A 19,739-nucleotide genomic window follows, 5' to 3' on the forward strand; every position below is an offset into this window, starting at 1 on the left:
TTCTGGGAGAATCAGCAACCATGACAGCATCGGGCAGCTCCGGTTCGCCTTCGACCGCAACCGCGGGCCCCGACCCGCAGGTACGCGCACGTGGCGAAGCGCCAGACCGCAACCTGGCCATGGAACTGGTCCGGGTCACCGAGGCCGGCGCGATGGCCGCCGGCCGGTGGGTGGGCCGCGGCGACAAGGAGGGCGGCGACGGAGCGGCCGTCGACGCGATCCGCGAGCTGGTCAACTCGGTATCCATGCGCGGGGTCGTCGTCATCGGAGAGGGCGAAAAAGACGAAGCACCGATGCTGTTCAACGGCGAAGAGGTCGGCAACGGCGACGGGCCCGAATGCGATTTCGCCGTCGACCCGGTCGACGGCACCACCCTGATGAGCAAGGGCATGCCCAACGCCATCTCGGTCCTGGCGGTGGCCGACCGGGGTTCGATGTTCGACCCGTCAGCGGTGTTCTACATGAACAAGATCGCCGTCGGGCCCGATGCCGCGCACGTGCTGGACATCACCGCGCCCATCGCCGACAACATCCGCGCGGTCGCGAAGGTCAAGGGCCTCTCGGTGCGGGACATGACCGTGTGCATCCTGGACCGCCCCCGGCACGCTCAGCTGATTCAGGACGTGCGCGACACCGGGGCGCGTATCCGGCTGATCACCGACGGCGACGTCGCCGGCGCGATATCCACCTGTCGGCCGGGCTCGGGCACCGACATGCTCGCCGGTATCGGCGGCACCCCGGAGGGCATCATCGCCGCAGCTGCGATCCGCTGCATGGGCGGCGCCATCCAGGCGCAACTGGCGCCCAAGGACGACGCCGAGCGTCGCAAGGCACTGGACGCCGGCTACAACCTGGACCAGATCCTGAGCACCAGGGATCTGGTGTCCGGCGACAACGTCTTCTTCTGCGCGACCGGGGTGACCGACGGTGACCTGCTGCAGGGTGTGCACTACTCCCCCGGCGGTGCCACCACCCAGTCGATCGTGATGCGTTCGAAGTCGGGCACCGTCCGGATGATCGAGGCCTACCACCGGCTTTCGAAGCTCAACGAATACTCCGCCATCGACTTCACCGGCGACAGCACCGCCGCCTATCCCTTGCCTTAACCCCGATAGCACCCCCGACGAAGAGGAACTAATTGATGGCCGAGGACGCCGAGTATCGGATCGAGCACGACACCATGGGCGAGGTACGTGTACCCGCAAAAGCGTTGTGGCGAGCGCAAACCCAGCGCGCGGTGGAGAACTTTCCGATCTCGGGCCGGGGGCTGGAACGTACTCAGATCCGGGCGTTGGGACTGCTCAAGGGCGCCTGCGCGCAGGTGAACTCCGATCTCGGGCTGCTGGCACCAGAGAAAGCCGACGCGATCATCGCGGCCGCAGCAGAGATCGCCGACGGCCAACACGACGACCAGTTCCCGATCGACGTCTTCCAGACCGGCTCGGGCACCAGCTCCAACATGAACACCAACGAGGTCATCGCGTCCATCGCGGCCGCCAACGGCGTCACGGTGCACCCCAACGACGACGTCAACATGTCGCAGTCGTCCAACGACACCTTCCCGACCGCCACCCACATCGCGGCCACCGAAGCCGCTGTGCGCCATCTCATCCCGGCGCTCGAAATACTGCACGATGCCCTGCAAACCAAAGCCCGCGAGTGGCACACCGTGGTCAAGTCGGGCCGCACCCACCTGATGGACGCCGTCCCGGTGACGCTCGGCCAGGAATTCAGCGGATACGCCCGCCAAATCGAGGCCGGGATCGAGCGGGTGCGTGCCACGCTGCCGCGGCTGGGTGAGTTGGCGATCGGCGGAACCGCGGTGGGCACCGGGCTCAACGCTCCCGACGGCTTCGGCGCCAAGGTTGTCGAGGCACTGGTTACTTCCACGGGATTGGCCGAATTACGCACGGCGGCAAACTCTTTCGAGGCGCAGGCGGCGCGCGATGGCCTGGTTGAAGCGTCCGGCGCGCTGCGCACCATCGCCGTGTCGCTGACCAAGATCGCCAACGACATCCGCTGGATGGGGTCCGGGCCGCTGACCGGTCTGGCCGAGATCCAGCTGCCGGACCTGCAGCCGGGCAGCTCGATCATGCCCGGGAAGGTCAATCCGGTTCTGCCAGAGGCGGTTACCCAGGTCGCCGCGCAGGTGATCGGCAACGACGCCGCGGTGGCCGTCGGCGGCTTGTCCGGCGCGTTCGAACTCAACGTCTACATCCCGATGATGGCCCGCAACATCTTGGAGTCGTTCAAGCTGCTGACCAACGTGTCGAAGCTGTTCGCCGAGCGCTGCATCACCGGGCTGTCGGCCAATGTCGAGCACCTGCGCGAGTTGGCCGAGTCGTCGCCGTCAATCGTGACACCCTTGAATTCGGCCATCGGCTACGAGGAAGCGGCCGCCGTGGCCAAGCAAGCACTCAAGGAAAAGAAAACGATTCGCCAGACCGTCATCGACCGCGGCCTGATCGGCGACAAGTTGTCGATCGAGGAATTGGACCGCCGGCTTGACGTGCTGGCGATGGCCAAGGTCAAACCAGCGAACTAAGTGGGGGTGTTTCTGTAATGACGGCTCCTCCGGGCGGTCCCTACGGTCAGGATCCATATGGAGCGAATCCGTATGGGCAGGGCCCCTATTGGGGTGGTCCGCCGCAAGGTGGTCCGCCCCAGGGTCCACCGCAAGGCGGCCCGCCCCCGTATCCGCAGGGCGGCCCCTACTCGCAGCCGCAGAGCGGTTCGTACCCCTACCCGCCGACCGGTCCGTTCACCAATCCCGCGGGCGGTGTGGATCCGTCCGCGCCGGGCTACCCCGGGCAGCCGTACCCGCAGCCCGGCCAGCAGTTCCCGCCCGGCTGGCCGCCCGGGTCCTACCCTCCCGGGCCGCCGCCCAATGGGCCGCGGTCGAACATGCCATGGCTGATCGTCGCCGGTATCGCGGTGCTGGGCGTCATCGCGCTGGTGGTGATCCTGGTGCTCAGCCTGGGCAACGAACCCAAGTCCCCCAAGGCAAATCCCTCGACAACGACGGTCGCGCCGACGTCGCAGCCGAGCGGTTCCGGACAGACGGCAACCGATTGCACGCCCAATGTGTCCGGTGGCGACAAGCCCCCGGGCGGCGCCCCGATCAAGGCGGGCAAGTTGTCGTTCCCGGCCAACGCGGCACCCGGATGGATGCCGTTCTCGGACGATCAGACTCCGAATCTCATTGGCGCAGTGGGCCTCGCGCAAGAGGTGCAGGGCGCCAACCAGTGGGTGATGCAGGCCGAGGTCGCGGTGAGCAATTTCGTCTCCAGCATGGATGTCACCGCGCAGGCGGCGAAGTTGATGAATTGCGTGGCCGAAGGTCCCGGCTATTCGAACGCCTCACCGACGCTGGGCCCGATCAGGAAATCGTCGATGACGGTTGACGGGATCAAGGCCGCCCGGGTGGACGCTGACGTCACGATTGCCGATCCCGCCCGAAATGTGAAGGGCGACTCGGTGACCATCATCGCGGTCGACACCAAGCCGGTCACCATCTTCCTGGGCGCAACGCCCATCGGCGATGCCGCCTCGGCGGGCATCCTCAACCAGGTGATCGGATCGCTGAAGGTCTCGAAGTAAGGCGATAGGCCTAAGGGGGACCTGCGGGCGCCGAGACGTGTGTGGCTTCGGAGCGTCCGCGCAGCACGGTGGAATAGCATTCCGCCCAGTGACCCCGTTCGGTGTCGTCGGCCCGCTCGATGGCCGCCGCCGAGCACAGGATCCGCCGATCCGAGGTCTTGGCGAGATCCGCCAGGCGTGCGGCCTCGTTGACCGCATCACCGATTACCGTGTATTCATAGCGGTTTTCGGCACCGATGTTGCCCGCAAAAACGCGGCCCGCCGAGACACCGATACCGAAATCGACCACGGGTAGCCGGCGCAGTTGAATGCCCAGCGTGCGCGCCGTGGCCAGCGCCGCCGACGCCGGCTCGCTGGTCCGCAGTGGCACCCCGAAGATCGCGAGCGCGGCGTCGCCCGCGAATTTGTTGATCAATCCGTGGTGTTCGTCGACGGCTTCGACGACAATCCGGAAGAAGTCATTGAGCACATCGGCAACCTCTTGGGGCGGACGGCTTTCCGCGAGCTGCGTCGAGCCCACCAGATCGATGAACAGGACCGCCGCCTCGACCACGTCTCCGGACAGCGATGCGCCCTCTTCGATGGCGCGCTGGGCGACGTCGGCCCCGACGTGGCGCCCGAACAGGTCGCGTAACCGGTCGCGCTCGGCAAGCCCGGCTACCATTCGGTTGAAACCCGTTTGCAGACGCCCGATTTGGGATCGCTCGTAGGCGCCGACGGTGGTGTCGATGTGGCCGCGTTCGACCTGGGCCATCGCGTCCACCACTTCACCGATCGGGTCCGAAATCGATCGCGACGTCAGGATCATCGTGGGCAGCCCGAGCAGCAGAGCGGCCAGCGAAACCACCAGAACAGGCACGTCCAACGAGGCGGACCGCTGAATCAGCCAGCCGTAGGAACGCAGCACCACCAGGGTCGCAACGACACCGATCGGAAGCGCACTGACCAGAAACCACAGCATGACCAGTCGCGCGAACACTCCCGGCACCGCCAACCGGGGCTCGAGCCCCTGCGTCGCGGCACCCATGATGGGCCGCAGCGTGCGTTGCGCGAGCAGCATTCCCGTGCCCGCGGCGGCAGGCGCACCGAGCAGCACGCCGAGCGCCATCGGCAACAGCAGCGCGGCACCGCCGTCGAGGTTGATCAGTATCAGGATGGTGCCGGCAAGGCCCCAGGCCACCAGCAGGATCACCGTTTGGCGGCCGGCGAGCCGCATCGCGGCTTCCCGTTGCTCCGTCGTGGGCTCGTCGCCCGCGGCATACCACCGCAGTGTGGGAGCAAGGCTGAACAAACCGGCCACCGCCACACCGACGATCCCGAGCACCACCAGCACCACGACCGTCGGCGTGTTCTTGTCCGCGAAATCGACGTCGGTGTTGAGAAATGTGTGGCCCCGCAGCGGAATCAGGATGGCGGCGGCGTCGATGACGGCAATGATGTAGGACAGGGCAAGATCGACCGCATATTCAATGGACAGCCGGCGAGCTGACTTGCGCTGCGCTGTCTCGGATGTCGCCCCGCGCGATTCTCGCGCACCCCGGCCCGCCTTGATCACCCTCTAAAGGTAGCCGCGCGGCGCTCACGCACCGTTACTTGGCCCGCCCGAGTTCTGGCCCGGGATGTCGGTGATCGGGAAGTTCGGCATCGGCTTGGGCGAGGGCGTGTTGGGCAGCGTCGGGATGTCACCGGGCGGGATGTCGTGGAGCTCGTTGGCGGGCGGCCCGTTGTCCCGGCTGCCGTAGCTGCTGCCAGGCGCCCGCGGCCCCAGCAGTTCGCTGACCGTCACCAGGCGGTAGCCGTTGGCCTTGAGCACCGGAATGAATTGGTACACCAGGTCAACGGTGCTCGAATAGGTGTTGTGGAACAACACCACCGAGCCCGGCTTGATGTACGTCATCAGCATGTACCGCGTCGCCGCGGTGTTCGAGTCGTTGGCCCAATCGAAAGGGATGACATCCCAAAGGATTTCGGCTAGTCCGTAGCGAGCGGCGGTCTGGCGCACCTCGGGCGTGGACAGTCCGCCGGCGGGACGATACAGCGTCGGGGTCCGCCCGGTCGCGGCGTTGATCGCGTCGTTGGCCCTGGCGAACTGTCCGGCGATGTCGTCTGGTGGGATCGTCGCCATGTTGGGGTGTTCCCAGGTGTGATTACCGATCTCCATGCCGGCGTCGGCGATGCGCTTGGCTCCGGCCGGGTTGGCGGCCACCTTGTTGCCGATCAGGAAGAAGGTGGCCTTGGCGTCATTGTCCTTCAGGATTTGCAGCAGCCGCTCGTCGAACGGGCCCGGCCCGTCGTCGAACGTCAGCGCGACACACTTGACCACCGAGCAGCTCAGGTTGTCGGCGCGTGTCACGTGACCGGTCAGGCCACCGATCACCAACACCGCACCGGCGGCCACGACACCGAACACGGTCCGCCAATAGCGCCAGGCTTGGCTGTCGGGTCGTTTCGGCACCCTGGCAGCTTACTCGCCCTCGAGTGCGCAACCTGGGCGTCGAGTGTGCGCACAGGGCGCCGTCAGCGCACACTCATAGCCCGGGACACACAGGCAAAGCCCAGGTCAGTGCGGGCCGGCGATTTCCTCGAGCATCTCGGTGACCAGCGCGGCAATCGGCGACCGCTCACTGCGCAGCAGGGTGATGTGTGCGAACAGCGGGTGTCCCTTGAGCTTTTCGATGACGGCCGCGACGCCGTCATGGCGGCCCACCCGCAGGTTGTCGCGCTGGGCGATGTCGTGCGTGAGCACCACCCGCGAGCCGGTACCCAGCCTGGACAGCACGGTCAGCAACACGTTGCGCTCCAGCGACTGCGCCTCGTCGACGATGACGAACGAGTCATGCAGCGAGCGCCCCCGGATGTGGGTCAGCGGCAGCACTTCGAGCATGCCGCGGGCCAGCACTTCCTCTAGCACGGCCGGGCTGGCCAAACCTTCCAGGGTGTCGAAGACCGCCTGCGCCCAGGGGCCCATCTTTTCGCTCTCGCTGCCGGGCAGGTAGCCCAGCTCCTGGCCGCCGACGGCGTACAGCGGGCGGAACACCACGACTTTGCGCTGGGTCCGCCGTTCCAGCACCGCCTCGAGACCGGCGCACAGCGCCAGCGCCGACTTGCCGGTACCGGCCTTGCCGCCCAGCGACACAATGCCCACCGACTCGTCGAGCAGCAGGTCGAGCGCGACGCGCTGCTCGGCGGAGCGACCGCGCAGGCCGAACACCTCGCGGTCACCGCGAACCAGCTGGACACGTTTGTCTGCGTTGACCCGGCCCAGCGCATGAGAGCTACCACCGAGCAGCCGAATTCCGGTGTGACACGGCAGGTCTCGAGCTTCGGCCAGGTCGATCTCGCCGTCGGCGAACAGCGCGCCGATGTCCTCGGCGGCGGTCTCGATCTCCTGCATCCCCGACCAGCCGGAGACCACCACGTCTTGCGCGTGGTACTCGTCGGCGGCCAGGCCCACCGCGGCGGCCTTGACACGCAGCGGAATGTCCTTGCTGACCAACGTAACCCGCTTGCCTTCGGCGGCGAGGTTGGCGGCGCAACTCAGGATCCGGCAGTCGTTGTTGTCGCTGCGGAAACCGGCCGGCAACACTGCCGGGTCGGTGTGGTTGAGCTCAACATGCAGCGTACCGCCTTGCGCACCAACGGGAATGGGCTGATCCAGCCGTCCGTGCTCGAGCCGCAGATCGTCGAACAATCGCAACGCCTGTCTGGCGAACCATCCCAGCTCATGATGGTGGCGTTTAGCCTCCAGTTCGCTGATCACCACCAGCGGGACCACCACCTCGTGTTCGGCGAACCGACTACATGCCCATGGGTCGGACAGCAGCACGGAAGTGTCGATCACGTAGGTCCGGAGTTCGGTCACGTAGCGCTCCTCGAGCGGGATGAGCCCGCGCGGACCCGCGCAGGCATGTCGGCGGGAACTGCGACACCAGGACCGGGGCCGGTCCTTCCGTTGTGGTGACGGGAGGTGCCGCCCTGGCAGCTAAGCATGACGCTGACCATCGAGAATGACGCTACTCTCGTCGCCGCTTTGCAGCAGCGCAGGCGCGCCGACGCCGGGGTGACGATGAGCGATGAAGACAGCGAGCGCGGTGATCGCTCTCGACGGCCGGCTTAGCCGACGACGAACTGCCGCAGTTGGGCTTCGTCCGCGAGGCCCCACTCGGTAATGCGATCGGAGATCGCCTGGCGCAGCTCGGCGGGACCGAAAATCCCCGCGTCGGCGACGTTTTGCACCTTGTCCTGATACGCCTGGATGTCGCCACCGACGACCCGGAGGTCGGCGGCGCGCTTGGCGATCGCGGCGATCGTCTCGTCGCGGGTGTACGTGAGGCAGTGCGCGACGAGGTTGGAGAAGAACAGTTCGTGGCGCGCGTCGTCCCTGGCGATCCGGTCGACCAGGCCTGCCAAAATCGGCTCCTCGAGCTTGGCGGCCAGATTGCTGCAGAAGACGGCATAGGTGCGCTCGGTCAACGCCATGTACACCAGGGTTTCCACTTGCGTATACGTGTCGGCGCGGTAGCCCTGCATCAGGTATTGGACGCGGGCCTCTTCGTTGGCGGTCGGGTCGACCTCGCGGGTCACCACAAGATATTCGCGCAGCGCGATGGCGTGCAGATGCTCCTCCGCGGTCCACCGGCCCAGCCAGCGACCCCACCAGTCCTCAAGAATGAAGTGCTCGACGAGCTCGCGGTGATGAGCGGCCAGGTCGTCCTTGAGCAACAACAGGATCTCGCAGGCATCGGTGAATTCTCGCGGCAGCGTCATGCTGGATGAGTCCCAGTCGCGTCCGCCGAGGAAAGCGAAGTTCTCACCCCGGTCGAACGGCACGTAGTCGTGGGCGAACCAGATGTCGTCGGTGGACAAGTGGCGGTCCATTTCCGCCTCGACGACCGGCTCGAGTTCCAGGGTCAGCGCATTAGCGACAGGTCTCTGTGCCATGAAAGTAACTGTAACCTGTAGACACAGGTGTTATGAAATCAACCGCCGGTGTCGCGGCCATTCCGTGACCTACCGACCGACCAGCGCCCAGTCCTCGAGTCCCTCGTACAACGGGAACTCCCTGGCAAGCCGGGTCACCCGGTCTCGCAGCGCCGCGATATCGGCCGAGGTGCCGGCCGCCAACGCGGTGGCGACGACGTCGGCGACCTCGGTGAACTCGGCGTCCCCGAAGCCGCGGGTGGCCAGCGCAGGGGTGCCGATCCGGAGGCCGGACGTCACCATCGGTGGCCGCGGGTCGTTGGGGACGGCATTGCGGTTGACCGTGATACCGACCTCGTGCAGCAAGTCCTCGGCGGCCTGGCCGTCGAGCGGGGAGTTGCGCAGGTCAACCAGCACCAGGTGGACGTCAGTGCCACCGCTGACCACCGATACGCCGGCCTTGGCGACGTCGGCGGCCAACAGCCGGTCGGCGAGGATCCGGGCGCCGGACAGCGTGCGCTGCTGGCGCTCCGCGAATTCGGGGGTGCCGGCGATCTTCAGCGCGACGGCCTTGCCCGCTATCACGTGCATCAGCGGTCCGCCCTGCTGGCCGGGGAACACCGCCGAGTTGACGGCCTTGGCGTACTCCTGCTTCCCCAGGATCATCCCGGAGCGCCCGCCACCCAGCGTCTTGTGAATGGTGGTGGACACGACATCCGAGTGCGGAACCGGAGAGGGGTGTAGTCCGGCCGCGACCAGGCCCGCGAAGTGGGCCATGTCCACCCAGAGCTTCGCGTCGACCTCGTCGGCGATCGACCGGAACGCCGCGAAGTCGAGAATTCGCGGGTAGGCCGACCAGCCGGCGATGATCACCTTCGGGCGGAATTCGAGCGCCCGAGCGCGCACCACGTCCATGTCGACGAGATGGGTCGTCGGGTCGACGCCGTAGAAGCCGTTTTCGTAGAGCTTGCCGGAGAAGTTGAGCTTCATGCCGTGCGTCAGGTGCCCACCATTGGCCAGGTCCAGACCCAGCAACCGCTCGCCCGGTGACATCAGGGCGTGCAGCACCGCGGCGTTTGCCTGGGCGCCGGAGTGCGGCTGCACATTCGCGAAGTCGGCACCGAACAGCGCCTTGGCGCGATCGCGGGCGATGTTCTCCACCACGTCGACGTGCTCGCAGCCGCCGTAGTAGCGCCGGCCGGGCAACCCCTCGGCGTACTTGTTGGTCAGCACGCTGCCCTGGGCTTGCAGCACAGAGCGCGGCACGAAGTTCTCCGACGCGATCATCTCGAGGGTGTCGCGTTGCCGGCCCAGCTCTTTGCCGAGCAGCTCGGCGATATCCGGGTCGACTTCGGCAAGCGGGGCAGACATCACGGAGGAGGAAACACGGGCATCAGGTGCGGCGGTCACAGGCGCCAGTCTAACGAGCGGTGCTTTTAGCCAGCCCAGCCGTCCGGCGTGCAATCGCCCCTGCCACACTTGCACCATGCCCCGGCTGAGCGAGCCGAGCCCTTATGTGGAGTTCGACCGAAAGCAGTGGCGCGCGTTGCGCATGTCGACGCCGCTGGCCCTCACTGAAGAGGAACTTGTCGGCCTGCGTGGTCTGGGCGAGCAGATCGACCTGCTCGAGGTCGAAGAGGTTTACCTGCCGCTGGCCCGGCTCATTCATCTTCAGGTCGCGGCCCGGCAGCGATTGTTCGCTGCCACTTCGGAATTCCTCGGTGAGCCGCAGCAGAACCCGGACCGGCCGGTGCCGTTCATCATCGGCGTGGCCGGCAGTGTGGCGGTCGGGAAGTCGACCACCGCTCGTGTGCTGCAGGCGCTGCTGGCGCGCTGGGATCACCACCCGCGGGTCGACCTGGTGACCACCGATGGATTCCTCTACCCGAACGCCGAGCTGGATCGACGAAACCTGATGCACCGCAAAGGTTTTCCGGAGAGCTACAACCGCCGGGCGCTGATGCGGTTCGTCACGTCGGTCAAATCGGGTTCCGACTACGCGTGTGCGCCGGTGTACTCACATCTGCGCTACGACACCATCTCCGGGGCCAAACAGGTGGTCCGGCATCCAGACATCCTGATCCTGGAGGGCCTCAACGTGTTACAGACCGGTCCGACGCTGATGGTGTCGGACCTGTTCGACTTCTCCCTGTATGTCGACGCCCGGATCGAAGACATCGAACAGTGGTACGTCTCGCGGTTTCTGGCCATGCGCGGCACGGCCTTCGCCGACCCAGAATCGCACTTCCACCACTACTCGGCCCTCAACGACACTAAGGCCGTCGCCGCCGCGCGTGAGATCTGGCGGTCGATCAACCGGCCCAATCTGGTCGAGAACATTCTGCCGACGCGTCCCCGCGCAACGCTGGTGCTGCGCAAGGACGCCGACCACTCCATCAACCGGTTGCGGCTGCGCAAGCTGTAAAGGCCCAGCCGCCCGGAAAGCGAGTTACACGGTCGGCAGGCGACGCACTCCCAGGTATTGCAGTCCTGCGAAGGCCGCGGTGTAGATGCCACTGGCCAGCGTGGCGGCCACCCCGGTCGCGGTCATCGGCACTGCCTCGGCGGCCACGACGGCGCCCAGCGTGAACACGATGTTGGCCGCGACGACACCCATCCCGGCGCGACGCAAGTTCAATGACGCCGCCACGCTGAACACGACCAGGCCATACAGCACGAAAAAGGCGCCCAGGGCGTATTCCAGATTGGAACTCAGGCCGGTCAGCGACGAGAGCGGGTCTGCGACGGCGGCGACGGCCAGACCGCACAGCCCCGTCAACGTGGCATCTGCACGCATTGCGAAACGCAACAACGAGTCGGTCGAGTCGTACAGGTACAAGTTCGGTATGCCAGTTACTGCGGACATGTGATTACTCCTCGCGATGGCGGTTTTGTCGAACTGGTTTGAGCGTGCCGCCAGAGCACTGCCATATCGACCCGTGGCACTGCCAACTGCTGCCACGGACTAAATGACCAGGGATTGCTGACGAATATTCCCGTAGCGACGGATTTGGGATTAGATCGCGATCGCTTCGACGACGCTGATCGGTGAGGCCGTTTGGACCACCCGCGTGAGCCGGAAACCCGCACGGCTCAGTAGCCGGCCGTATTGGCCGGCGGTGCGCTCGCGAGCACCGGCCGCGACGAGCATCCCCAGGTCCATCCAGTGCCCGGGGAATTCGCGGTGGTGCCGCGGAATGACGAATTCCACGATCAACACGTGCTTGCCGGCTCCGGCGGCTTTCCGGATGTTGGCAAGGATCTGCACGGCCTCGTCATCGGGCCAGTCGTGGATGATGTGTTTGAGGATGTACGCGTCGCCACCGTCGGCCACGGACGCGAAGAAGGAACCTCCGACCAGTTTGACCCGGTCGGCCACCCGATGTTCCTCGAGCAATGGCGAGGCGCCCGCAATCACGTGCGGCTGGTCGAACAGGATGCCCCGGGCTTGTGGCGTGGCGTTCAAGACCGCGGCCAGCAGCCGGCCGTGGCCACCGGCGACGTCGACGATCGTCGAATAGCGGCTGAAATCGTAGGCGGTGATGACGGGCGGGATCGCCAGCTCGGAGATGTCGGTCATGGCGTCGTTGAAAATCTCGTCGAGTTCCGGTTGCTCTGCCAGGTACTCGAAGTAGGACTTGCCGCGCAGCTCGGCGACCGCCGCCCGGCCGGTGCGAATCGAGTCGGTGATGTGGCTCCAGTGCTCCCGATCCTGGGGTGACCCCAGAAATCTTGCGAACGCGCGCAGCGAGACATCGCTGTCACTGCGCAGCGTGTCCCCCAGGGGGGTGAGGTCGTAACGCCCGTCCCGATGACGACGAAAAACGCCCCGCGAGATCAAGCCCCGCATCAGCCGACTGACGGTATCGGCGTCCGCATCGACCGCGGTAGCCAATTCGTCAGCGTCCATCGGCTGCTTGGCCAGCGCGTCGGCAATGCCGAGCTCTGCCGCAGCGGTAATCGCCTGCGCGGCCCAAGCATTGATGATCATTTCCATCATCGCGGCCGGCGGCGGCACCATTCGTTGGTGCAGCTGACCGACATGGTGCCGGGCGATCTCGACAGCCCGCGCGAATTGGGCGGGCGGAAGGGTCGGTGAAAACATAAGTCCCCCTAGCGGACTCGGGATGGCACGTGCAGGCCGGTCGGCCGCACATCCCGTATTCGTTGCCAGTTCACCCGAAGATGGGGCGCGGGGCCACTACAACCAGCGTTGTCAGCCGAATAACGCTGATGGCAGTACAGAAGGCACGGTGTTCACGGGCGTTACCGCGCCCGCGGCGGCGCCGAGCTACTCGGTGTGTACGGCGACGCGGCCGCGTAGATCCGCCGCGATCAGCCTGGCCGCCGCGTTCTGCCAGTTGTGCAGCGAGCGCTGGGGGACCTCCGTGACGAACCACTGCCAGGCCTGCCGCGCGGTCGGATCCAGTCCCGAGGCGGTGGCGTTCTGCGCGTAGGCGCGCACACCGACGACGTACGGGAAATACAGCGAGTTGTAGTAACGCCATTCTTCGGTGGTTCCGAAGTCGCCGCCGTCGCGCGGCTTCAGCCGCGAAATGCCGTCGGCGAGCACGGCCTTGAGTTCGTTGGCCCGCTCAACGGGGTGATCGGGTGCTCCCCGCGCGGCCAGCCGTTCGCCGATGACGGGCAACGCGGTCAGCGGGCTGGCGACCAGCTTGCTCAGGTCGCCGTAGTGGCCCAGCGCCCGTCGGGTGAGCCTGACGAAGGTGACGTCGTCGACGTCCGCGAGCGGGTGTTCCTGGCGCAGCGGCAACGCCGCACCGGTGTGCCGCAACGCGGCCCGATCCGCCCGCAGCGCAGGCGATTTCGAGAACGCCAGCCGGTCGAGGACCCCGGCGAGCGGATCCGCGAGCACCTGCACGGTGATCGCGACCGCCAAGCTGGTGAACAGCAGCACGGTGAGGGCGGTCTGCGCGGCGGGGTCGTCACGGGTCACCGCCAGCCCGATCAGCGCCTGGCCGCCGAACAGCACCGCCACCGCCACGGAACCGGCGAACGAGCGCAGCATGTCGGCCCGCAGTGCCTGGCCCTCATCGAACGCGTCCCACAGCGCGACGGCGACCCCGAGCCCGAGGACGTCGCAACTCGTCGACGCCAGCGCAACCCAGCTGGGCACCAGGCCCAGCGGAATGATCAGGATCGCATTGGCCAGCGCGAAGAACAGGGTCGCCGTAATGGCCAGTCCCACAGCCGGCCTGGGCCGCCGCGGGCGGCGCAACGCGACGGCCATCGCGCCCAGGGTCGACACCGAGATCACCGCGATCATCAGCCAGTGACCCGGCCGCAGCGGCCCCTCGACGCTGCCGGCCAGCATCGCCCCGAACAGGGTCAGCGCGGCAACCCCGGCCACCAGCAACAGCTCGCGGGTGCGCGCCCGCTCGCCGTCGCTGGGCCGGCACAGCTCGACGAGCACCGCGAACCACGCCACGCCGGGGATGGTCGCCAGGTAGATCTCGACGCGGCTGAGCAGCCCGGCGTGCGCGGGCAGCGGGGCGGCGGTGCGCACCGCGTCCAGCGCCACCACCAGCGCGAAGCCGCACAGTCCAATCGCCGCCAGCGCGAGGACGGGTTTGCGCGGATCGCGGGCCGCCAGATACAAGCCCAGCCAGGCGCTCAGCGTGAACACCACCGCCGACAGCGCAGCCATCTACCCAGTGTGGCACGCGCGTGACGTGCCGCTGGAGAGCCGTCGCTGACTACTTGTGCCGACCCGCTGCGCTCGGCTCCGCCGCGCTTGCGATCGGCACGGACTACTTGCCGTGGCGGCGATCCCGCCGGCTGTAGTCACGCAATGCACGCAGGAAGTCGACGCGGCGGAACGCGGGCCAGTGCGTTTCGCAGAACCACATCTCCGAATAGGCGCTCTGCCACAACAGGAACCCGGACAGCCGTTGCTCGCCCGACGTGCGGATCACCAGCTCGGGGTCCGGCTGGCCGGAGGTGTAGAGGTTCTCGGAGATGGCGTCGACGGTCACCGCGTCGACCAGCTCCTCGCCCGTGGCGCCGTTGGCGAGTTCCTTGCTCAACAACGCGCGCACCGCGCCGACGATCTCCTGCCGGCCGCCGTAGCCGACCGCGACGTTGACGTGAAACGGCGCGACGCTGGGCGTGGACTCGACCGCACCGCGGAGCCGGCGGGCCGGCTCGTCGCCGAGCAGTTCCAGGTCCCCCACCGTGCGCACACTCCAGCGATTGGCGGGCGCGCAGATCTCCTCGACGACGTCGGTGATGACCTCGATCAGCCCGGCCAGCTCGTCGGGATCGCGTTGCAGGTTTTCGGTGGACAGCAGATAGACGGTGGTCATTTCGACGCCGGCTTCCTGGCACCAGCGCAGCATCTCGGCGATCTTGGACGCGCCCATCCGGTAGCCATAGCTGACGTCGTCGTATCCCGCGTCGCGGGCCCACCGCCGGTTCCCGTCGCACAGCACGGCGATATGCCGCGGAAGTTGGGACTTCGAGGCGGCCAGGCCCTGCCTCAGCCGCAGCTCGTAGACGCGATAGAGCGGGTCTTTGAGCCGCGGCGGGATTATCTCCACGAGGATCCACACTACTGTGAGTGGCAACGAATTCTCGGGCGGATTTTTCGAGGGTGTAACCGCCGCCGAAAGGGCCGTCACCCGCCTGGCGCGGACTAGTGTTTATCGATGTCAGGCACTGGCACCTTGACCGCCATCCGAAGAAGGCAACAGGAGACATGAGCGGCCCGACCAGCACTGCCACCGACCCGGAACCCGATTCGCAGGGGATCGCGGCCAATGCCGCGCAGCACCTCGTCGACGGTGTCGCCCGGGTACTGGCCAAACCGCGGTTCCGCGGCTGGATCCACGTCTATTCCGCCGGTATCGCCGTGTTCGCGGGTGCCTCGCTGGTCGCGGTGTCGTGGGCGGTGGCGTCCACCCGCGCCGGGCTGGCGACGCTGTTGTACACCGCGGCGACGATCGTGATGTTCACCGTCAGCGCGACCTATCACCGCGTGCACTGGAAATCCGAGACCGCCCGCAAATGGATGAAGCGGGCCGACCACTCGATGATCTTCGTGTTCATCGCCGGCAGCTACACCCCGTTCGCCTTGCTGGCCTTGCCACCCGACGCAGGCCACCTGGTGTTGTGGGTCGTGTGGGGTGGGGCGGCGGCCGGCGTTCTGCTGAAAATGCTCTGGCCGTCGGCGCCGCGCTGGGTGGGCGTGCCGCTCTACCTGCTGTTGGGGTGGGTAGCCGTCTGGTTCACTGCAGCGATCCTGCACAACGCCGGCGTTGCCGCGATGGTGCTGCTGTTCGTGGGCGGTGCGCTGTACAGCATCGGCGGCATTCTCTACGCCCTGCGCTGGCCCGACCCCTGGCCGTCGACATTTGGCTACCACGAGTTCTTCCATGCCTGCACCGCGGTAGCGGCGATCTGCCACTACATCGCGATGTGGTTCGTGGTCTTCTGAATCGGCGCTACTGCGCGGGTACGCCCAGGGCGGCGGCCAGGTCGGACGATCGCGTGACCGGCAGGTCGCAGAGACGTCCGCGGCACACGTAGGCGGCGTCGGCACTGCGCACCCGGTCCCGGCCGACCAGCAGGGCCGACGAGTCCATCTTGCCGCCCATCACGATCGCCCCGCCCGGCGCGAACCGGCGGGCGTCGATCAGCAGCGGTGACCGCGGCGAGGTGCAGGCGACCGCGATCTGCAGCGGCCCGCGGATCGCGGCTTCCGCCACGGCCAGCCAATGTCCGGCCGACCTCGGGGCCCGTGCCAGCAGTACCGAATGCGCGGTCAGGGCTTCGGTCGCCGCTTGCAGGTATCGCGGCGCTTTGACGCTGTCGACCAGGTGCGCCGCGGTCAGCAGCGCTTCGGTGATCGTCGACGCGCCCGAGGGGGTGGCCCCGTCCAGCGGGTCTGACGGCCGGAGCATCAGCTGCTCGGCATCATCGGCGGTGTCGTACCAGCGGCCGGGTAGCTGCGGATCGGCGAAGTGCGCCAGGGCGGTGTCGAGCAGCCCGCACGCCGCGGTCAGCCAGACGTCTTCGACGTTGAGTTGATAGAGCGCCAGCAGCCCGGTGGCCAGCATCGCGTGGTCCTCCAGGATGGCGGCGCTGTCGCCGACGACTCCGCCGAGGCTGGCCCGGCGCAACCGGCCGTCGACGACGTGGGTGTCCAGCAGCACCGTCGCGCAGCGTCGCGCCGCGCGGGCGAGCTCGGGTTCCTCCAGGGCCACACCGGCCTCGGCCAGCGCGGTGATCGCCAGGCCGTTCCACGACGTGACGACCTTGTCGTCGCGTCCCGGCTGCGTCCGGGTGACCCGGGCGGCCAGCAGCGCGGTCCGCACCCGATCCAGCCGTTGCGCATCGTCCGGGTCGACGGGCAACTGCAGGACCGACGTCCCGTGTTCGAAGGTGCCGGATCCGGTGACCGCGAAAACCTCAGCGGCAAGGCGGCCGTCGTCGGGGCCAAGCGCCTCGGTCAACTGTTCCGGCGTCCAGACGTAGGTCGAACCCTCGCGGCCGTCGGCGTCGGCGTCCAGCGACGACGTGAACATGGCGCCGTCGGCCAGGTCGTCGAGCAGAAATTGTGCGGTCTGCGCGGTGACCCGGCGGGCCAACGGATCTCCGGTACGTCGGGCCCAGTGCGCGTAGGCGCGCAGCAGCAGCGCGTTGTCGTACAGCATCTTCTCGAAATGCGGTACGACCCAAGCGTTGTCGACGCTGTAGCGGGCGAAGCCGCCGGCGAGCTGGTCGTAGATGCCGCCCCGGGCCATCGCGTTGCCGGTGCGCTCGACGGCCTGTAGCGCTGCCGGCGATCCGGTGCGTTCGTAGTTGCGCAGCAGCGCTTCGAGAATCGCCGACGGCGGGAATTTGGGCGCACCGCCGAACCCGCCGTGCACCGTGTCCTGGTCGGCCAGCACCGCGGCGACAGCATGATCGCACAGCTCCGGCGTGATATCCGGACCGCCGGCCCGGTGTCCTCCAAAAGAAGAAGCCATCTTGCGCAACTCGCCGGCGATGTGGTCCGACGCCTCCTCAACCTCACCCCGGCGCTGCCGCCAGGTTTCGCTTACAGCCGAAAGAAGTTGCAGGAAACCGGCTTTCGGATAGTAGGTGCCGCAGAAGAAAGGCCGGCCGTCCGGCGTCAGGAAACACGTCATCGGCCAGCCACCTTGTCCGGTGAGCGCGACGGTGGCGTTCATGTAGACCGCGTCGATGTCCGGCCGTTCCTCGCGGTCGACCTTGACGCAGACGAATCCCGCGTTCATCGCGGCGGCCACCTCGTCGTCCTCGAACGATTCGTGGGCCATCACGTGGCACCAGTGGCACGCGGCATAACCGATCGAGAGCAAGATCGGCACATCACGCGCCGCCGCGTCGGCCCTTGCCTGCGGCGTCCACTGCTGCCAGTGCACCGGATTGTCTGCGTGTTGACGCAAATAGGGGCTGGTAGCCAGCCCCAGGGTGTTGACCGAAGAAGACTCAGCCGGGCTCATCGCCGGGCCCTGACGGCCGGGGTGATCCGTTCGCGGGCCCGGGAGCTTCGTCATGGGGTGGGCCGAGCGTATCGGTGCCCTCGTCGGCGGCCTGATCGGGCTCGGGGTGCGTGGGGTCGAACGAGTCGGGCACCTTCTTCAGTTGCCGGTTCATCGAACGCAGCAGGAACAAGGTGGCGATCAACAGCAGCACGATGACCAACAGCCCGAGCGGGCTGGCCTTCCCGAAATCCGGCCCGGTGTGCTGTGGTGTCCCATCCGCGATCACGGTGAGTAAAAGGTGGCTCACCTGTGGTTCTCGATTCCGGCGAACAAGTCGGTCTCCGGGAGCTGGGCCGGGATCCGCGAGCGGGCCAACTCGAACTCCTCGGTCGGCCAAAGCCGCTCCTGCCACGCGATGGGAGCGGCGAAGAAGTCGTGGTTCGGGTCGATCTGGCTGGCGTGCGCCCGCAGCGCATCGTCGCGTTGGCCGAAATACGCCGCGCACTCCACGCGCGTGGTCACCCGGTTTGCGAACGGGTCATGCTCGGGATCCCAGTGCTCGAGCCACTTCTTGAACGGGGCCTCTTGACCATGTTTGACGGCCTCATCGTGCAGCAGCTGCATACGCGCCCGCAGGAAGCCGTGGTTGTAGTAGAGCTTGGACACCGTCCAGGGCTCACCGGCGTCCGGGAAGCGGGCATAGTCGCCGGCCGCTTCGTAGGCACCGACCGAAACCTGGTGGCAGCGAATGTGATCCGGATGCGGGTAGCCGCCGTTCTCGTCGTACGTGGTGATCACGTGTGGCCGGAACTCGCGGACCACACGCACCAGCGCCTCGATGGACTCCTCCAGCGGCGCCAGCGCGAAGCAGCCCTCGGGCAGCGGCGGCGGCGGATCGCCCTGGGGCAGACCGGAATCGACGAAGCCGAGCCAGGTGTGCTCGACGCCGAGAATTTCGGCCGCCTTGGCCATCTCGTCCCGGCGAATCTCGGCGATGTGCTGTTGCACATCGGGCAGATCCATCGCCGGGTTGAGGATCTCGCCGCGCTCGCCCCCGGTCAAAGTCACGACCAGCACGCGGTGTCCCTCGTCGGCATACCGGGCCAGTGTGGCCGCACCCTTGCTGGACTCGTCGTCGGGGTGGGCGTGCACCGCCATCAATCGCAGTTCGCTCACGTGTCCCCTTGTCGGTCCGCTGGTCTCCCTTCGAGCCTATAAGGACCCTATAATTCCAGTTCTCCCATGTTGCATGCCGGCGGCCATGGCTCGGCAGCAGACAACCCACCCGTGAAACTCCCATGACTTCGACTTCCATTCCGCGTCCCGAGGCCCGCTACGGGCGTTCGCGACTGTCCCGCGTCACGCGACGCCGGGTGGCCATCACGCTCGGCGTGCTGGTCCTAGCCGCCGGGGTCGCCATCGCGATCGTCGGCTACCTACGGCTGGGCACCAGTGAGGTCTCGGGGTCGCTGGCCGGCTATCAGGTGATCGACAACGAAACAGCGTCGGTCACGATCAGCGTGACGCGATCTGACCCGGCACGGCCGGTGGACTGCATCGTGCGGGTCCGCGCGAAAGACGGCAGCGAGACGGGCAGACGAGAGGTACTGGTCCCGCCATCCGCGCAGCCAACGGTGCAGGTCACGACGACGGTGAAGTCTTCGCAACCGCCGGTGATGGCGGACATTTACGGATGCGGCACCGACGTACCCGGCTACCTGCGCTCAGCCTGACTGGTCACAAAGGCGA

Annotated in this window: 19 protein-coding genes; 7 read left to right on the top strand and 12 right to left on the bottom strand. The window is 67.1% G+C overall.

Features of this window, described 5'->3' with window-relative positions:
• The first annotated feature begins 20 nt into the window (after positions 1-20).
• From glpX to ACZY0B_RS13160, 3 genes are read left to right on the top strand one after another with little or no spacing between them, the layout of a single operon-like run.
• Positions 21-1,106: a class II fructose-bisphosphatase gene (gene glpX / locus ACZY0B_RS13150; protein WP_463764553.1), complete on the top strand. Its 1,086-nt coding sequence runs from the start codon at positions 21-23 to the stop codon at positions 1,104-1,106.
• 35 nt (positions 1,107-1,141) lie between these two features.
• Positions 1,142-2,545, top strand: a complete 1,404-nt coding sequence (locus ACZY0B_RS13155) for a class II fumarate hydratase (RefSeq protein ID WP_463764554.1) — start codon at positions 1,142-1,144, stop codon at positions 2,543-2,545.
• A 17-nt stretch (positions 2,546-2,562) separates the two neighbouring features.
• Complete coding sequence (locus ACZY0B_RS13160; protein WP_463764555.1) at positions 2,563-3,600, top strand: hypothetical protein; 1,038 nt, start codon at positions 2,563-2,565, stop codon at positions 3,598-3,600.
• Between the two features lie 10 nt (positions 3,601-3,610).
• Here the strand turns inward: ACZY0B_RS13160 and ACZY0B_RS13165 are convergent, their stop codons facing one another.
• The 3 genes from ACZY0B_RS13165 to ACZY0B_RS13175 form a co-directional block, all read right to left on the bottom strand.
• Positions 3,611-5,077 carry an adenylate/guanylate cyclase domain-containing protein gene (locus tag ACZY0B_RS13165; RefSeq protein WP_463764607.1) on the bottom strand — a complete coding sequence of 489 codons (1,467 nt, stop codon included), beginning with the start codon at positions 5,075-5,077 and terminating at the stop codon, positions 3,611-3,613.
• A gap of 102 nt (positions 5,078-5,179) precedes the next feature.
• Complete coding sequence (locus tag ACZY0B_RS13170; protein ID WP_463764556.1) at positions 5,180-6,055, bottom strand: polysaccharide deacetylase family protein; 876 nt, start codon at positions 6,053-6,055, stop codon at positions 5,180-5,182.
• A 105-nt stretch (positions 6,056-6,160) separates the two neighbouring features.
• The gene (locus tag ACZY0B_RS13175) at positions 6,161-7,462 is read right to left on the bottom strand and encodes a PhoH family protein (protein ID WP_463764557.1); all 1,302 of its coding nucleotides are present in this window, start codon (positions 7,460-7,462) and stop codon (positions 6,161-6,163) included.
• Between the two features lie 126 nt (positions 7,463-7,588).
• Between ACZY0B_RS13175 and ACZY0B_RS13180 the strand changes: the two genes are divergently transcribed.
• Positions 7,589-7,717: a hypothetical protein gene (locus ACZY0B_RS13180; RefSeq protein ID WP_463764558.1), complete on the top strand. Its 129-nt coding sequence runs from the start codon at positions 7,589-7,591 to the stop codon at positions 7,715-7,717.
• Here the strand turns inward: ACZY0B_RS13180 and ACZY0B_RS13185 are convergent.
• Together ACZY0B_RS13185 and glyA are read right to left on the bottom strand one after the other, a co-directional pair.
• A complete protein-coding gene (locus ACZY0B_RS13185) occupies positions 7,714-8,541 on the bottom strand; it encodes an acyl-ACP desaturase (protein ID WP_463764559.1) in 828 nt (275 codons plus the stop codon). The two genes, ACZY0B_RS13180 and ACZY0B_RS13185, sit on opposite strands and share 4 nt — an antisense overlap.
• A 69-nt stretch (positions 8,542-8,610) precedes the next feature.
• Complete coding sequence (gene glyA / locus ACZY0B_RS13190) at positions 8,611-9,891, bottom strand: serine hydroxymethyltransferase (RefSeq protein WP_463764608.1); 1,281 nt, start codon at positions 9,889-9,891, stop codon at positions 8,611-8,613.
• A 115-nt stretch (positions 9,892-10,006) separates the two neighbouring features.
• Between glyA and coaA the strand changes: the two genes are divergently transcribed.
• A complete protein-coding gene (coaA, locus tag ACZY0B_RS13195) occupies positions 10,007-10,945 on the top strand; it encodes a type I pantothenate kinase (RefSeq protein WP_463764560.1) in 939 nt (312 codons plus the stop codon).
• Between the two features lie 24 nt (positions 10,946-10,969).
• On the opposite strand, the gene ACZY0B_RS13200 is transcribed toward coaA, so the two are convergent.
• The 4 genes from ACZY0B_RS13200 to ACZY0B_RS13215 all read right to left on the bottom strand — a co-directional run bounded on the left by ACZY0B_RS13200 (position 10,970) and on the right by ACZY0B_RS13215 (position 15,080).
• On the bottom strand, positions 10,970-11,386 hold the full coding sequence (locus tag ACZY0B_RS13200) for a hypothetical protein (protein WP_463764561.1): 417 nt from the start codon (positions 11,384-11,386) through the stop codon (positions 10,970-10,972).
• A gap of 150 nt (positions 11,387-11,536) precedes the next feature.
• The gene (locus tag ACZY0B_RS13205) at positions 11,537-12,625 is read right to left on the bottom strand and encodes a methyltransferase (protein WP_463764562.1); all 1,089 of its coding nucleotides are present in this window, start codon (positions 12,623-12,625) and stop codon (positions 11,537-11,539) included.
• A 186-nt stretch (positions 12,626-12,811) separates the two neighbouring features.
• The gene (locus ACZY0B_RS13210; protein WP_463764563.1) at positions 12,812-14,188 is read right to left on the bottom strand and encodes a hypothetical protein; all 1,377 of its coding nucleotides are present in this window, start codon (positions 14,186-14,188) and stop codon (positions 12,812-12,814) included.
• 103 nt (positions 14,189-14,291) lie between these two features.
• Complete coding sequence (locus ACZY0B_RS13215; protein ID WP_463764564.1) at positions 14,292-15,080, bottom strand: (2Z,6E)-farnesyl diphosphate synthase; 789 nt, start codon at positions 15,078-15,080, stop codon at positions 14,292-14,294.
• 158 nt (positions 15,081-15,238) lie between these two features.
• Between ACZY0B_RS13215 and trhA the strand changes: the two genes are divergently transcribed.
• Positions 15,239-15,976: a PAQR family membrane homeostasis protein TrhA gene (gene trhA / locus ACZY0B_RS13220; RefSeq protein ID WP_463764565.1), complete on the top strand. Its 738-nt coding sequence runs from the start codon at positions 15,239-15,241 to the stop codon at positions 15,974-15,976.
• A gap of 7 nt (positions 15,977-15,983) precedes the next feature.
• On the opposite strand, the gene ACZY0B_RS13225 is transcribed toward trhA, so the two are convergent.
• Genes ACZY0B_RS13225 through mca form a run of 3 tightly spaced genes read right to left on the bottom strand, consistent with a single transcriptional unit; the run spans position 15,984 to position 19,166 of the window.
• Positions 15,984-18,008, bottom strand: coding sequence for a thioredoxin domain-containing protein (locus ACZY0B_RS13225; protein WP_463764566.1), 2,025 nt, complete (start codon positions 18,006-18,008; stop codon positions 15,984-15,986).
• Positions 17,995-18,297: a hypothetical protein gene (locus ACZY0B_RS13230; RefSeq protein WP_463764567.1), complete on the bottom strand. Its 303-nt coding sequence runs from the start codon at positions 18,295-18,297 to the stop codon at positions 17,995-17,997. Before ACZY0B_RS13230 ends, ACZY0B_RS13225 begins: the two co-directional genes overlap by 14 nt.
• Positions 18,294-19,166: a mycothiol conjugate amidase Mca gene (gene mca, locus ACZY0B_RS13235; RefSeq protein WP_463764568.1), complete on the bottom strand. Its 873-nt coding sequence runs from the start codon at positions 19,164-19,166 to the stop codon at positions 18,294-18,296. Before mca ends, ACZY0B_RS13230 begins: the two co-directional genes overlap by 4 nt.
• Positions 19,167-19,288: 122 nt before the next feature.
• On the opposite strand from mca, the gene ACZY0B_RS13240 reads away from it, so the two are divergent.
• Positions 19,289-19,723, top strand: coding sequence for a DUF4307 domain-containing protein (locus ACZY0B_RS13240; RefSeq protein ID WP_463764569.1), 435 nt, complete (start codon positions 19,289-19,291; stop codon positions 19,721-19,723).
• The last annotated feature ends 16 nt before the right edge of the window (positions 19,724-19,739 follow it).

This window comes from Mycobacterium sp. IDUB_19, assembly GCF_055419445.1.

Coding starts and splice junctions, on each gene's coding strand:
- ACZY0B_RS13200 (WP_463764561.1), bottom strand. CDS start 11,386: ATGTCCGCAGTAACTGGCATACCGAACTTGTACCTGTACGACTCGACC.
- trhA (WP_463764565.1), top strand. CDS start 15,239: ATGAGCGGCCCGACCAGCACTGCCACCGACCCGGAACCCGATTCGCAG.
- ACZY0B_RS13180 (WP_463764558.1), top strand. CDS start 7,589: ATGACGCTGACCATCGAGAATGACGCTACTCTCGTCGCCGCTTTGCAG.
- coaA (WP_463764560.1), top strand. CDS start 10,007: ATGCCCCGGCTGAGCGAGCCGAGCCCTTATGTGGAGTTCGACCGAAAG.
- ACZY0B_RS13160 (WP_463764555.1), top strand. CDS start 2,563: ATGACGGCTCCTCCGGGCGGTCCCTACGGTCAGGATCCATATGGAGCG.
- ACZY0B_RS13210 (WP_463764563.1), bottom strand. CDS start 14,188: ATGGCTGCGCTGTCGGCGGTGGTGTTCACGCTGAGCGCCTGGCTGGGC.
- glyA (WP_463764608.1), bottom strand. CDS start 9,891: ATGTCTGCCCCGCTTGCCGAAGTCGACCCGGATATCGCCGAGCTGCTC.
- ACZY0B_RS13185 (WP_463764559.1), bottom strand. CDS start 8,541: ATGGCACAGAGACCTGTCGCTAATGCGCTGACCCTGGAACTCGAGCCG.
- ACZY0B_RS13240 (WP_463764569.1), top strand. CDS start 19,289: ATGACTTCGACTTCCATTCCGCGTCCCGAGGCCCGCTACGGGCGTTCG.
- ACZY0B_RS13225 (WP_463764566.1), bottom strand. CDS start 18,008: ATGAGCCCGGCTGAGTCTTCTTCGGTCAACACCCTGGGGCTGGCTACC.
- ACZY0B_RS13155 (WP_463764554.1), top strand. CDS start 1,142: ATGGCCGAGGACGCCGAGTATCGGATCGAGCACGACACCATGGGCGAG.
- ACZY0B_RS13205 (WP_463764562.1), bottom strand. CDS start 12,625: ATGTTTTCACCGACCCTTCCGCCCGCCCAATTCGCGCGGGCTGTCGAG.
- glpX (WP_463764553.1), top strand. CDS start 21: ATGACAGCATCGGGCAGCTCCGGTTCGCCTTCGACCGCAACCGCGGGC.